We start from the raw sequence: 13,315 nt of genomic DNA, 5'->3' as shown, positions 1-13,315 counted from the left end.
AGCATTTTTTTTAAGATACTGACAAAATCATGACAGATCCAATCTCACCAGGGAAAGTTTGGGAGATATTCGTATCTTTCCTTTCAATATTGTCTCTATATTACTTACTAACATAACATAGAAAAAATCAATTGTAAGGAAAAGGTTTTTTCGTCTACTATGCCAAGGTCATGTCACTCAAACAAATCACCATCTATATAGAAGAGTTTGATCATGATTTTTATAATCGCATACTACGCGACATAACGAATATAGAAACTTGCAATGTTCACAGTTTTCATTCCATTTTGGACATCAAACCTGGATCCATCAAAGAATCGGCAGTCTTTCTATTTTGGAATGATCCTAAAGTTTTAGAAAAACAGAAGTTTATCTTTGAACAATTTCCCGAATCACCTTACATATTACTTTCGATTGATCCTTTAACTCCTACCGAATTGGCAAGGGCAGCCCATCCTACTTACTTGCACTTAGCAGAAAAAACCTATTCGGTTGGAATCCTAGATTTAGTACTCAATTTTGCTGAACGATTGATTGAAGATATGAATCGTTCTATCGCCTATGATGAAATTAGAGAAAAGGTAATCGTCCTTCAGAATGTTTTTGAAGAATCTTTAGATGTTCTTATGCAGATTGATCCGAATACAAAACAGATCATCAATGCAAATAAACAAGCTGTGGTTGTTTTGGAATATCCATTAGAGGAAATTGTGGGCAAAGAATTTTCATTTTTTATGCCACCTGTAGAGGTCGATGAAGATGAAGAATTCCAAGGCAATCTAATTGAAAGTACAGCTTTGCGAACAAAATCAGGACATTTGATTCCTACTGAATCCTCTTTTCGATTGTTTCCAGTAAATGGAAAAATGGCTATTTGGGCAACTTTTCGCGATATTACGGAAAGGAAACGTTCGCAAGAACAGGTAAAAAACCAAAAAGCATTCTATGAATTTATCTTAGATAACCTAGACTCTGACATCGCAGTGTTAAATTCGAATTTTCAATACGAATATACAAACCCAGTCTTTTTATCGAATAAGGATATTCGAAAATGGTTATATAAAAAGACCGATTTAGAATTGGCTGAAAAATTGGACCTTCCATCAGATTTCCATGAAAAACGCAAAAAATACTTAGAAATTGCAGCCAAAGAAAATCAAATAGTCGAGTTTGAAGAACTCATCCAAGACAGTAACGATAAAGTAACTTATTTATTAAGAAAGTACATTCCTATTGATGATACAGAAACTGATCAAAAAAGGTTCATTAGTTTTGGTGTGGACATTACTGAACGAAAACTATCAGAAGAGAGAATTACTTACTTAGCTTATTATGACGCACTCACTGGTCTTTCGAATCGAACATTGTTTATCGACCATGCAAACCAAGCCTTAAAGAATCATAAATCAACCGAGACCTTACTTGCATTTTACTTCTTTGATATTGATAACTTTAAATTTATCAATGATAGTTTGGGCCATACAAAAGGAGACATTCTTTTGCAAATGGTTGGGGCAAGACTCAAACGTGTGATGACTGAGGTTGATACGGTAGCACGATTTGGTGGTGATGAGTTTGCTATTTTAAAAGTGGATGTAGCAAACAAAAGTGCGGCCGCAGAGTTTGCTCAAAAAATTCTCGATATCCTAAGCCAACCATTTCATATCATGGGTCGTGATCTTTTTACTACAATTAGTATGGGAATCGCACTATCGCCTAACGATGGCGTTTCCTCTTCTGAACTTTTAAAAAATGCTGATATGGCCATGTACAAGGCAAAAGAGTTAGGTAGAAATAATTATAAATTTTATACTAATGAACTTATCCTTCGTTCTGAAAAAAGATTATACATTGAAAACTCTCTTAGGAAAGCCATTCAGAATGAAGAGTTATTATTATTTTTCCAACCAAAAATTTCAACGCTCACTAATAAAGTCTGTGGTGCTGAGGCACTCATACGTTGGAAACATCCTGAAAGAGGATGGGTTCCGCCTATTGAATTTATTCCAGTAGCAGAAGACTCAGGAATCATTGAAAGAATTGGTGATTGGGTTTTAGAAGAGGCTTGCCGTCTCAAAAAACAATGGAAGGAGCAAAATCTTCCTACTTTCCCTGTAAGTATTAATGTAAGCGGAAAGCAATTAGCGCGAGCTAATTGGTCGCATCGTGTTCAGTCAACTATTCTCCAATACAATATAGTACCTGAAGAAATTGAACTGGAATTAACTGAAAGTTCCATTATGGAAAATCCAGAGAAAAGTATCGAGGCTTTTGAATACTTATCTGGGCTTGGAATCAAAGTTTCCATCGATGATTTTGGAACAGGTTATAGTTCTTTAAGTTACCTTAAAAAAATCAATGCGGATGTTCTTAAAATCGACAGATCCTTTGTGATTGATTTGGAACTGAACGAAGATGATCGCGCTATTTGTAAGGCCATTATCAATATGGCACATTCCTTAGGTATGGAAGTGATTGCAGAAGGGGTGGAAAATCCTGCGCAAAGAGATTTACTTCACGATTTAGGCTGTCACATGATCCAAGGATATCTTTATAGCAAACCGCTACCCGCTGACGAATTTGTTGTTTTTGTTAGAAATTTTAACGAATCAACTAAAACAAAATAGCCGAATTTATTATTGATGATACGGTTTTTGTCTTTATTGATTCTGATTTTATCTTTTGTACGTGCTGTTCCTGCGGAATCCCGTGAGGTCAAAAAAAAACCTCCAGCTAAAGTTTCCTCTTCGAATTACTTTGTGAAAAAAGAGGAAAAAAACTTTTCCCTACTTATGGAAGCAAGGCGGTTCGGAAGAGGCGAAGTCATTTTCCTTCGATTGACCCCCAAAGATAAAAAATGGATCAATGAGTCTTATAAAGTAAGTTGGCTCGGTAAAGATGTGATCCTTACAAAATGGGAAAAGAGTATGGTTGCTTTTTTACCTATCTCTCCCGATACACCTGCCGGTGCTATGACTCTTGAGATTGTATCTAAAATCTTTTTTGTCAAACGCGGGCAAAAACAATACCAAATCATTTTAGAACCAACAAAATTCCAAGTAATCAAAAAAAACCAACAGATCAAGGTTGATGAAAAATTCGTAAGCAAAGAACTTCCCAAAGAAACTTTGGATTTTATCCAAGAATGTAAAACTGCAAAAGAAGCCGCATTTTCCAAACAAAGCCGTTTACAATTTACAGGTAATTTTAAAAATCCTTTGGATAAAATTTTTATAACCAGTAAATTTTATGTTAGGCGAGACTACAATAACAAACAAGGCCGGCCACATGGTGGTGTTGATTTTCGAGGAAAAACAGGAACCCCTATATATGCGATTCAAGACGGAGTTGTGGTTCTAGCCCGCAAAGCATACTATGAAGGAAATTTTACGATCGTTGACCACGGAAATAAGATATTTTCATTTTATATGCACCAAGATCAAATCAATGTCAAAGTCGGTGACGTTGTAAAACAAGGACAAGAAATTGGAACCGTTGGTACAACAGGTATGTCAACAGGTCCTCACCTCCATTTAGGAGCTAAGGTAAATGACACTTTGGTAGATCCACTTTCTTTAATTGCTTTGCAGTCGATTTCCAAATCGAATTGAAGATAAAAATTCACGAATCCCTTGTTCGTGAATTTCTCCTTTTTCCAAATTTTCGGTTATATGCAAAAGAAGTTTATCGTGATTTGGCGTATCAACCAGGATAAATCCTGTTTTCGCATAACGGGGACGTAGTAGGTCGTAAAAAGTCCAAAACTTAGAAGTGAGAATAAAAGGTTCCAATTCTTTTTGTTGGATTTCTTGGATATCCTCAATATCACCTTTGCTTACTTGAATTTTTAAAAATTCTGAAAATTCTGTCACTGCTTGGTTTTCTTGGAAACCAAGGTAATCAGGAAAATAGAAAATCCTAACAAAAGGATAACGTTCGGCATCGTGATCACTGAATGCGAGAAGACCCGCAATTTGTCCCGCCCCAGTTTTGTTTTCCATTGTTAAGTTTTCAGGTTTGAAAAAATAAAATCCTTCCGGAAGAGTAAATCCAAACTGCAATTCTTCATTCCAATATTGGTTGTTGTCTGTAACAGCCCAACCATTCAGATCCTTTTCTTCAATTTGGTATTTGTTTTTAAAAAGGAGATATGCTGATAGAACTTCAGCTCCTTGTAATGCCTTAAAGGCAATCAGAGCATTACTTGCGATGAGACAGGCTGCCAAGAGTAGGCGCGCATATTCTGCTAAGTGTAAAACTCGAATGAGAAAAGCGATGGCCACAAGTATAAACAAAAATACTGTTCCGGCCTCAAAAACCAAAACTTCAGCAAGCCAAAGCGCAAAGATAAAAAGAATTACAACACCTAACTCAATGATTGGATGGAAGGTTTCTCTCCAATACAGTTGGATAATATACAAACTAACATAAGTAAGGAATAATCCAACAACCAGTGATACGATGCAGAGGGCAAAAATATAATGCCAAGGTAAATGGGATTCGTGGTAAATGAAAAACGGAATGGCGATGATGGAATAGATAATCAGTAAATTTCTTGGGGTTTTAGGAGCCAAGAATTTAGCAAAGAAACCACTTGCATGATTTTTGATTTTAGTTAGTATTTGCAACATGTCGGCGATTACAGACTTCTTTCAAAAAATCCAAAACCAAATTTTAGAAATCCAAACTACCATCAACCAGATCAAAACCAGTTGGGAGAATTTACAAAAGTTTTGGGATTTATTTTTTACTTTAGTCCCTTGGGAAGTTCTCCTTTTACTTATCTTTTCTGTCATCCTCCTTTCCATTTTCAATTCAGTTTCTCCCAAAACTCCGAAGGCAAATCTTACAGTTTCTGTTTTGTTACTTTCTGCACTTTGGATCTATTTCTGGGGTTTGTTTTCCAAAGAAATATCCTATGGAAAGGTAATCTTTTCTTCACTCTACATTCTTCTTCCCTTACATGCCATTGGCCTTGGGCAATGGATCTATGGATGGGGAAAACAAATCTATTGGAAAAAAAGAAGAATTGCACCCGTACTGTGGGATTCCGCCCTGCACCAACTTTCGTTGGACTACCACCAATGGGTAGGCAAAGCCCATTTGTATCATGACAAAATCCAAGAGAATCGTGGCAGTTTGTTAGAAGAATTGGACCGATTGGACCAGTCCTTGAAAGGAATCAGATCTTTGCTATTACAAGAGAAACCAATGCAAATCAAAAATCCAGATGACACAAACTAACCGACCGAATGATAGGAAGGTTACCTACCTATCACTTTCGGAAAAAAACCAAAAGTACTTTGCACATCAAAATCATGAGCAGGAATGATTTGCAGAGTTGGATTGTTTTGGAATAGATCGTGTACTCTTGCGATTTCTTCGCCAAGACTTTCTGTATCAAAATCCACAATCCATCTAGCCCCTCTTGGTTTGTGTTTTTTTTCTAAAAAACCTTCCCGTCGCCACACTATATCTCCGGTAAGAAAGAATACCTGTCCATTGTCGGTATGTAAGAATAAACCTACCGACCCTTCGCTATGTCCTTTCATGGGAACAAAAACAACCGTCCCATCTCCATACAAATCTAAACTTTTCGCATAAGATGCGTAAGGTTTGTTAGAAAACTTTAAGTGACTCCAATGAACTGAATCTCCATCAAATTGAGAAGGAATGTAACCTAATTCAATTTTAGGATCATTTAATTCTTCAGGCAAACTATGTATGTTTGACCAAGGAAAATCCTTTAAACCACTGGCATGGTCCCAATGAAGGTGAGAAAAATATACATCCTGAATCGACTTGGGACTGATTCCATTAGATTCCAATTGTTCGTAGGCTGTTTGGAAAGGTTTGTAATCCATTAATAGTTTTAAATACAAAGGAAAAACCTGGAACTGTTCTTTGACTTTGGTTCCGAGTCCGGTATCAAACAAAAAATTCCCTTTGGGATGTTGGATATAAAAAGCGGAATGTGCAACTTTCACTGTTCTAAATACAGACCCACCTTCAATCACAAATCCTTCCAAGGTTTTTGCTTCTCCTGTTCTTAAAATTGAAAAAACCAAATTTGATTTTCCCTGCGGTTTAGGGATGGAAGAAGAATTTGTTTTTTTGTCCGCGATGTAGGTAGGAATCTTTTCTTTGGGATAACCAAGGAAGTATAGAAAAAAAATAATTACAGATATTAGGCTAACGATTAAAAGAATTTTTGATTTGGATGGGAGTTTCATTTTTAAAATTTCCTATATAAATTTAGTTTTGTTTGAAAAGTAATTCTGCAGTTTTTGCAGCCACACGAAGCGGTTCCGGTGATTTTTGTAGTTTTGCAAGTAACAAGGCCCCTTCCCATAAAGAGAGTAGGGAAAGTGAAAGATTTTTTGCGTTACGTGCTGTGTATCCCTTTCCTACGAGATAAGTTTCAAAAGTTTTTAACCAAAGAGAATATACTTCTTTGCATGTGTCTGAAACAGTGGGAACCGACCCAGAAGTTTCCATTGCAGTTGTGGCTATGGGGCATCCTTTTTTGTAATCACTCGAAACAATTCGTTCTTCCAAAGCATGAAACACTTGTTTGATGGACTGAATGGGTGATTCTGTTTCTGCTAATATGGATTGAAAAAACAAATTCAGTTGGTTACCCGAATGGAGGAGGGCAAGGCGCGTCAGTTCGTCTTTTCCCCCCGGAAAGTGGAAGTAGAGAGAACCTTTGGGTGTGCCTGTTTCTTTCCCGAGTTCTGTTAATCCAGTGGCTTCATACCCTGTTTCTTCCAAAAGTCCTGACATGACCTCGATCATTTTCTGTTTAGTTTCGATTCCTTTTTTGCCCACAGATCCATTGGTTGAATAAGATAATAGACCGGTCAACATAAAAATAAATCTTTTGATCCCGGATTGGTTAAAGGGAAGTTTTGGAGACTCGAGTAGTATGGTTTAAAAAAAGGAAAACCAGGGTAAGTTTGTGAGGTAAACCAATGGAAAGGTATGGTCTAGGTACCCAATCCATTTTTCCTTCAGAATAAAACTCATTGTTTTTTTAAGACTCCGCCGATAAACTAAGTAGTACGGATTTCGGGACGAAGTATGATCAATAAGAAGCCATCGCTCACAGGAAGACAAAAGGCCGCCATCTTTTTGGTTGCGGTTGGAAACGAAGTGGCCTCCGAAATCTTCAAACACCTTCGTGAAGACGAGATCGAACAAATCACATTCGAAATTGCTCGTTTAGATAAGATCACTCCAGAAGATAAAGAAAAGGTGCTCGTTGAGTTCAATGAACTCATGATGGCCCAAGAATTTATCACCAATGGTGGTATTGACTTTGCTCGGGGCTTACTTGAAAAAGCTCTCGGAAACCAGAAAGCTATCGATATCATCAACCGCCTCACTTCGTCCTTACAAGTAAGGCCCTTCGACTTCATTCGTAGAACAGACCCGGCCCACCTCCTCAACTTCATCCAGGGGGAACATCCGCAGACCATCGCCCTTATCCTTTCTTATTTGGATCCGCAAAAAGCATCCAATATCTTATCGAATCTTCCGCACCAAATCCAAGCGGAAGTCGCCAAACGGATTGCAACGATGGACCGGGTATCACCAGACGTACTTCGCGAGGTAGAACGCGTGTTAGAGCGTAAACTCTCTACACTTGCTTCCGAAGATTATACTTCCGCTGGGGGTATTGATTCTGTGGTAGAAATTCTAAACCTTGTAGACCGGGGAACTGAAAAAACCATCATCGAAGCTTTGGAAGAGGAAGACCCGGAACTTGCTGAAGAAATCAAAAAACGGATGTTCGTATTCGAAGATATCGTTTTACTTGATGACCGAGCAATCCAAAAGGTAATGCGAGAAGTCGATAACACGGATTTGGCGAAAGCACTCAAGTCGGTGGATTCCGAAGTACAAGATAAAATCTTTAAAAACATGTCGAAACGTGCCGCAAACTTACTCAGGGAAGATATGGATTTTATGGGTCCTGTTCGTTTGAAAGACGTGGAAGATGCGCAGCAAAAGATTGTAAACATCATCCGTAAGTTGGAAGAAGCGGGCGAGATCGTCGTGGCTCGTGCAGGAGAAGACGAACTTGTGGTATAACATCCACAAGTTACGTTTCTTTTAACCGTAGTTAAAATTCAAAACTGATTTTAAGTGGCTTGATTACGTTTACTGAATTTCCCCCATTTTGGCGGAAATTCAATGAGGGCATCTTTCGGGGATATTTCACCACGTTCTAATTTTTGGTTTAGAGTAATGAGTTTATGAAGGTTTCCCATTGAAAAGGAAAACTCGGTAATATCAAAATCATCCAATCTAACTTTTGCATTACTGCAAAATAGTTTTAATTCGGAAAGAATCAACGTGACCCTGGCGTTAGCATAACGGGCTACAATCTCTTCAAATTCTTCCTCATTAAAAAATTCTTTTTCTAAGTCGTAATCGAATTCTTGTCGGATGAGATCGATGAGAGACAATCCAAGTTCTTTAGATACCAAAACCACATTATCAAATTTGGAGCGGATCCAATCTTCGGATTCCAGAAGTTCCACAGCAGAGCGAGGAATGTTTAGTTTTTCGGATAATTCGATTCTCGTGAGTTTTCGTCGTTCGCGGTAGTTTCTAAAGTGATTTACTTTTTCCATGTTTTAAAAAAAAATTCAAAAATTCCGTTATTTACGGTCTAAAACGGCCTTAAAAACGTTTTGAACGTTCTGAAGGAATAAGATTCGCATGGATAAGGTTGACTTGCAGAGGGAAAGAACCGTTAGGCTCAAATTACGCTAAATTTCCTTTCTGGAGTCCACCACCGGGGTTAGCCTAGGTGGTGTGCTCGTTTTTTCCAGCCTTTTCTTATTTCTAGAGTTTGATTTCTTTTTTTTTCCGCGCATTGTGATAAGAAGTACTACGACTTACGGGTATTTCCCTTATTTCTGATTCGTTTTGAGTCAGTTTTCTTTTTAAATGGAAGCATAAAAATTTCTTTCTAATCACAACGAATGTTTACGATGGAATCCGTAAGAAAGGAAACCATTGATGAAGAAAACCCAAACTTTTAGAATTAGTTTATTCTTAATTTGTTTTACACTTTATTTTACCAACTGTGCCACAGTGGATCCACCGAACCGTCTGCGTAAGGTGATTGATTTACAAGGCCATCGTGGGGCACGAGGACTAAAACCAGAAAACACTTGGCCTGCCTTTGAAGAAGCGATCAAATATAAAATGGTAACTTTAGAACTGGATACGGTTCTTACCAAAGACAAACGAGTGGTCATCCATCATGATTCGGATACCAATCCTGTGATCTGTCAAAACGCAGATGGGACTGAGATTAAAAAAACTTCGCTTTACGAACTTACGTTAGCTGAATTACAAACTTATGATTGTGGATCAAAAAAAAATCCTAACTTTCCAAAACAGTCTCCTGTACCTGGTACCAAACTTCTTTCTTTAGAAGAGTTTTTTGAAAAGGTAATACAAACGGAAAAAAAATCAAAAGAAGTTTATGAGTTTAATATTGAGACAAAATTTCCTGATGATGGTTCTGCACCCGATAGTTTAGTGAAAGAACACACCGAAAAACTAATTCAAATCATTGAGAAGTATAAAGTAGTGGAAAGGTCTACCATCCAATCATTCGACCTTAGGACTTTAGCTGTTTCCAAGGTGAAGAATCCAAAAATTAAAACCAGTGCTTTGTTTGTTCCCACTTACTTCCAAGGATTTTTGATGACAATTGGTTTTGGAAATGGATACCGAGAAAACATTTTGTCAGCAGCAAAAGAAAAACAAGCGGATATCATTTCTCCATACTTTCTATATGTTACACCCAAATTTGTGAAAGATTCGCATAACAAATCTATGTTGGTGGTTCCGTGGACTGTAAATACAGAAAAAGAAGTGAAAAGACTTGTTTCTTGTGGAGTGGATGGAATTATTTCTGATTATCCAGATTTATTGGACTCCGTAGTTCGCCCGAAACCTTAAATTCCCCAAACTACTGTACAAAGAGAAGAATAGAGAGAGAGGTAATTCGTTGCCTCTTTTTCGATTCTATAAATATCCACAATTCCTGAAGCGTTTGCTGCTTCGCTGATGCTCGCATTACCAGTTGTAAAAAAAATACCATATCGTTTTACACAAGCCTTCCCTTTTTTCAAAGGAAGTTTTGGTAAGTTACGTTCTGAAAGTCCTAAAGAATAAGACGCATACAAAATGCCGGTGGGCCCAAGTCCCTGTGGTTGCCCTAAATTAACACATTGAGTGAGGAAGAAACCAAGGATAAAAGAAACCAAAACTACAAATGATTTTGAAATGAATCGAGAGTCTTTTTTCATTCGTTTCCTGAGATTTCGACACAAAGATTCGCATACATTCCCAAAATGGCAAAGGTGGTCCAATTGGTTTCGGTGACATTTTGGATTTTAGATCTAGACTTTAAGAATTCCAGGGAGGCATTTCCAAAAGAAAAAAGTCCGAGTACAGAGTGTACGCAAGAGGTAGCTCTTCTTTTAGAGGATTCCCCTGTTCCAAAAATTCCAATTTTTGTTTTTGTATAAATAAACCCTTTTGGTCCAAAACCTGGTGAGGCACAATTTCCAAAAAACAAAATAGAAAACAAAAAAACTAATATGTGTGAAATCAAAAACTGATTCAAAAAAAATCCTTATTTGTTTATGAGATCTTTATGTTTGTTCTTCATTTGGATGCACTTTTTTTCTGAATCAATTTGTTTCAATAGAGTTTTTTTAACTAGAGCTGGAAGCCGGGGATGGTTGCCAGTAAACTTCTTTAGAATCAGTAATGTTTCATCAGTGCAAAAGTCTGGTGCTAAACTTTTAGCAAAGGCATCTAAATAGTTTTCATCTTCACCATTGTTAAATTTATCCAATGCGTCCAAATAAGTATCTAAAAAGCTGAGTTGGATGTCTTTTTGGTGTTCTGGAAATAAGGAATAAGACACCACTCGCAGTGTAGAGGAGGAGTACTGACTTGATTTTGGGTTAAGTAGAACTTGAATCCATTTTTCTTTTACAGAACGATTGGGCTCTGCTCCTTCGGCCGCCAAACTGGAATTAACTCCCCGACTAGAAGGATCGACTTTTTTTTCACGTTCAATCAGGTTTTGAATTTGGGTTCTATCCGATTCTAAGGAACTGAGTTTAATGAGTAGATTCCAACGTAAATCTTGGTCAATTTTTAAGCCGTTTATGGAAAGTCTGTTTTCTAAAAAGTCATAAAGTCTTTTTTTAGAAGCTGTTGTATAAGTGGATTCAATGAGTGAAACAAATAAATACCTTTGTTCATCACTTCCCGGTTTTGCTTGGTTCAGTGTTTCCCATAAAAAACTTTGTAAGGCATTCAAATCTTGGATTCGTTTTTCTTCTGGAAACCAGAACCTACTAGTTACGTAGGTGGAACCATTGTCACCGGCCAATCGAGATAAAATCCATCGTTTGATTTTGATATCAGTTTCGGTTGAATATATACGAACTGCTGTTTCTTTGAATTCATCAAAAGTGACATTAGCAAGTTGCACTTGTCTAAAATAATCAGTCCACAAGATGAGTTTTCTCATTGGGTCGGTATCGAATTCTAAAACATATTCTAAATTTTCTTTGTTAGGTTCCGTCCACTTCCAAATAGCAAAATCATGGTCTTCGGCATTGATAAAACTAAAATGGGGACAAGTCTTTAATGGGAAAATGGCATTAGTGGAGCGACCGGAATAAACCACAGGAAATTCTTCAAAGGATAATCGTTTGTTAGGTTTATCGAAGAAATAGAGGCCTAAAATTGTTTTGTGGTCTCTCAGTTTGTTTTCTGATCCAGGAGCCGATTGTACAATTTTCCAATAGAATTGATTATCAGCACAAACGGTTGTTAACTCAACTTGGTTGGTACCTTTGGTTTCTAACCAATCTTTCGACCATTTTTTCATGGGAAATCCACTTGCAAATTCCAACTCTTTTAAAAAGTCAGAGAGTGTAGAGTTTGAATAAGAATATTTGCGAAGGTAATTTTGAACACCTCGTTGAAAGGCTTCCTCACCAATAAAATAAACTAATTGTTTGAGGACAGAGGCACCTTTCCCATAAGTGATTCCATCAAATTGAGTGAAGGCTTCTTCTGTGTCAGAAACTTTTGCTTCTACAGGGTGGTTTGTACTGTAACTATCTTCTTCATAAGCCCATTGTTTCATTTTTTCAAAAAAACTAATCCAAGTTTCTTTGAATTCAGAATTTTTTGCTTGGGCTAAACTTGCCATATAGGTCGCAAAACTTTCGTTAAGCCACAATCCGTTCCACCAACGCATGGTAACAAGATTTCCAAACCACATATGTGCCATTTCATGCAAAACCACATCGGAAAGATTTTCTCTTTGAGATCTTGTCATTGGTGAACGAGAAACAAATCGTTCGGAAAAAGTGACGGCACCAACATTTTCCATAGCTCCGAAGTTAAACTCCGGAACAATGATTTGGTCATATTTCAAAAATGGATAAGGAATTCCGAAATAGGAATTAAAAAAGGCAAAACCTTCTTTGGTAAAGGTAAACCAATCTTTGGGATCTACATATTTAGCGAGTGACTTCCTAACAAATAATCTTAAAGGGATGGACTCAAATTTATCTTCCCAAACTTGATAAGGGCCTGCGTGGAGAGAAAAAACATAAGTGGAAATTTTTGCTGATTCTGGAAAAGAAAAAGAAATTTCCTCGGGATTTAGACCTTTTGATTGGGAATGAGGAAGTGTTGCGGAAATGACTTTCCAATTTTTTGGCACAGTCGCATTGACTTGGAATGTTGCCTTTAAATCAGGTTGATCGAAACAAGGGAACATTTTGTTCGCGTGGAAGGCTTCAAATTGTGAATATAGATAAACTTCTTTATCATCTGGATCTGTAAATTTATGTAGACCGTTTCCTGTTTTGGCATAAGGAGTCTCAAACAAAATTGTGAGAGTGTTATTTCCAATCATTAGATTGTATGCTGGCAATTGAATATGGCCATTTTCATAAGGAAGATTGGTAAGATCTTCTTCGTTTAATATGATACTTTTGATTTTTCCTTCATAATAATCCAAACGCAAGTCTCCGAGTTTTTTTCCAAAAAAACGAATTTTAACTTTTCCTTCAAAAGTTTCTTTAGGACTGAGATGGACATCTAACTCATAATGGATGTCTTCTATAATTTCGAATCGAGTTTCTGCTTCGGATTGGGTTAGGTGGTAAACTGGTTTTTTGAGACGGCAATCTAAAACTAAAAGTACGAAAAGTAAGTAAAAAAAATGTAAAAGTTGTTTCATAGAAGT

12 protein-coding genes are annotated in these 13,315 nt (G+C 37.1%); 5 read left to right on the top strand and 7 right to left on the bottom strand.

The window, feature by feature from the left end; all coding sequences use genetic code 11:
- Positions 1 to 170: 170 nt before the first annotated feature.
- Positions 171 to 2,627, top strand: a complete 2,457-nt coding sequence (locus tag EHQ31_RS13655) for a sensor domain-containing protein (protein WP_135572806.1) — start codon at positions 171 to 173, stop codon at positions 2,625 to 2,627.
- A gap of 15 nt (positions 2,628 to 2,642) precedes the next feature.
- On the top strand, positions 2,643 to 3,611 hold the full coding sequence (locus EHQ31_RS13650) for a M23 family metallopeptidase (protein ID WP_135572808.1): 969 nt from the start codon (positions 2,643 to 2,645) through the stop codon (positions 3,609 to 3,611).
- On the opposite strand, the gene EHQ31_RS13645 is transcribed toward EHQ31_RS13650, so the two are convergent.
- Positions 3,576 to 4,631: a hypothetical protein gene (locus EHQ31_RS13645; protein ID WP_135572810.1), complete on the bottom strand. Its 1,056-nt coding sequence runs from the start codon at positions 4,629 to 4,631 to the stop codon at positions 3,576 to 3,578. The genes EHQ31_RS13650 and EHQ31_RS13645 overlap by 36 nt on opposite strands.
- Between EHQ31_RS13645 and EHQ31_RS13640 the strand changes: the two genes are divergently transcribed.
- Positions 4,630 to 5,244 (top strand): hypothetical protein, encoded by a 615-nt coding sequence (locus EHQ31_RS13640; RefSeq protein WP_135572812.1) that lies wholly within the window; start codon positions 4,630 to 4,632, stop codon positions 5,242 to 5,244. The two genes, EHQ31_RS13645 and EHQ31_RS13640, sit on opposite strands and share 2 nt — an antisense overlap.
- A 20-nt stretch (positions 5,245 to 5,264) precedes the next feature.
- On the opposite strand, the gene EHQ31_RS13635 is transcribed toward EHQ31_RS13640, so the two are convergent.
- A complete protein-coding gene (locus EHQ31_RS13635; protein ID WP_135572814.1) occupies positions 5,265 to 6,233 on the bottom strand; it encodes an MBL fold metallo-hydrolase in 969 nt (322 codons plus the stop codon).
- A 22-nt stretch (positions 6,234 to 6,255) separates the two neighbouring features.
- A complete protein-coding gene (locus EHQ31_RS13630) occupies positions 6,256 to 6,870 on the bottom strand; it encodes a TetR/AcrR family transcriptional regulator (protein WP_244247387.1) in 615 nt (204 codons plus the stop codon).
- 213 nt (positions 6,871 to 7,083) lie between these two features.
- On the opposite strand from EHQ31_RS13630, the gene fliG reads away from it, so the two are divergent.
- Positions 7,084 to 8,097 carry a flagellar motor switch protein FliG gene (gene fliG, locus EHQ31_RS13625; protein WP_004785217.1) on the top strand — a complete coding sequence of 338 codons (1,014 nt, stop codon included), beginning with the start codon at positions 7,084 to 7,086 and terminating at the stop codon, positions 8,095 to 8,097.
- Positions 8,098 to 8,147: 50 nt separating this feature from the next.
- On the opposite strand, the gene EHQ31_RS13620 is transcribed toward fliG, so the two are convergent.
- Complete coding sequence (locus EHQ31_RS13620; protein ID WP_135572816.1) at positions 8,148 to 8,642, bottom strand: helix-turn-helix domain-containing protein; 495 nt, start codon at positions 8,640 to 8,642, stop codon at positions 8,148 to 8,150.
- A gap of 391 nt (positions 8,643 to 9,033) precedes the next feature.
- Here EHQ31_RS13620 and EHQ31_RS13615 point away from each other — a divergent pair, with 391 nt between their 5' ends.
- Positions 9,034 to 9,987 (top strand): glycerophosphodiester phosphodiesterase, encoded by a 954-nt coding sequence (locus EHQ31_RS13615; RefSeq protein ID WP_135572818.1) that lies wholly within the window; start codon positions 9,034 to 9,036, stop codon positions 9,985 to 9,987.
- Here the strand turns inward: EHQ31_RS13615 and EHQ31_RS13610 are convergent.
- The 3 genes from EHQ31_RS13610 to pepN are packed head-to-tail and all read right to left on the bottom strand — an operon-like array spanning position 9,984 to position 13,309.
- Complete coding sequence (locus EHQ31_RS13610) at positions 9,984 to 10,337, bottom strand: TRL domain-containing protein (RefSeq protein ID WP_135572820.1); 354 nt, start codon at positions 10,335 to 10,337, stop codon at positions 9,984 to 9,986. The two genes, EHQ31_RS13615 and EHQ31_RS13610, sit on opposite strands and share 4 nt — an antisense overlap.
- Positions 10,334 to 10,657 (bottom strand): TRL-like family protein, encoded by a 324-nt coding sequence (locus EHQ31_RS13605; protein ID WP_135572822.1) that lies wholly within the window; start codon positions 10,655 to 10,657, stop codon positions 10,334 to 10,336. Before EHQ31_RS13605 ends, EHQ31_RS13610 begins: the two co-directional genes overlap by 4 nt.
- A gap of 9 nt (positions 10,658 to 10,666) precedes the next feature.
- Positions 10,667 to 13,309, bottom strand: coding sequence for an aminopeptidase N (gene pepN, locus EHQ31_RS13600; RefSeq protein ID WP_135572824.1), 2,643 nt, complete (start codon positions 13,307 to 13,309; stop codon positions 10,667 to 10,669).
- Positions 13,310 to 13,315 lie beyond the last annotated feature (6 nt).

Origin of the sequence: Leptospira montravelensis, assembly GCF_004770045.1 — a bacterium.
Taxonomy (GTDB): Bacteria; Spirochaetota; Leptospiria; order Leptospirales; family Leptospiraceae; genus Leptospira_A; species Leptospira_A montravelensis.
This window is presented reverse-complemented; position numbering and strand designations above follow the sequence as displayed.

Excerpts from the sequence above, each read along its gene's own strand:
- EHQ31_RS13655 (WP_135572806.1), top strand. The coding sequence starts at position 171 with ATGTCACTCAAACAAATCACCATCTATATAGAAGAGTTTGATCATGAT.
- EHQ31_RS13650 (WP_135572808.1), top strand. The coding sequence starts at position 2,643 with ATGATACGGTTTTTGTCTTTATTGATTCTGATTTTATCTTTTGTACGT.
- EHQ31_RS13640 (WP_135572812.1), top strand. The coding sequence starts at position 4,630 with ATGTCGGCGATTACAGACTTCTTTCAAAAAATCCAAAACCAAATTTTA.
- EHQ31_RS13645 (WP_135572810.1), bottom strand. The coding sequence starts at position 4,631 with ATGTTGCAAATACTAACTAAAATCAAAAATCATGCAAGTGGTTTCTTT.
- EHQ31_RS13635 (WP_135572814.1), bottom strand. The coding sequence starts at position 6,233 with ATGAAACTCCCATCCAAATCAAAAATTCTTTTAATCGTTAGCCTAATA.
- EHQ31_RS13630 (WP_244247387.1), bottom strand. The coding sequence starts at position 6,870 with ATGTTGACCGGTCTATTATCTTATTCAACCAATGGATCTGTGGGCAAA.
- fliG (WP_004785217.1), top strand. The coding sequence starts at position 7,084 with ATGATCAATAAGAAGCCATCGCTCACAGGAAGACAAAAGGCCGCCATC.
- EHQ31_RS13620 (WP_135572816.1), bottom strand. The coding sequence starts at position 8,642 with ATGGAAAAAGTAAATCACTTTAGAAACTACCGCGAACGACGAAAACTC.
- EHQ31_RS13615 (WP_135572818.1), top strand. The coding sequence starts at position 9,034 with ATGAAGAAAACCCAAACTTTTAGAATTAGTTTATTCTTAATTTGTTTT.
- EHQ31_RS13610 (WP_135572820.1), bottom strand. The coding sequence starts at position 10,337 with ATGAAAAAAGACTCTCGATTCATTTCAAAATCATTTGTAGTTTTGGTT.
- pepN (WP_135572824.1), bottom strand. The coding sequence starts at position 13,309 with ATGAAACAACTTTTACATTTTTTTTACTTACTTTTCGTACTTTTAGTT.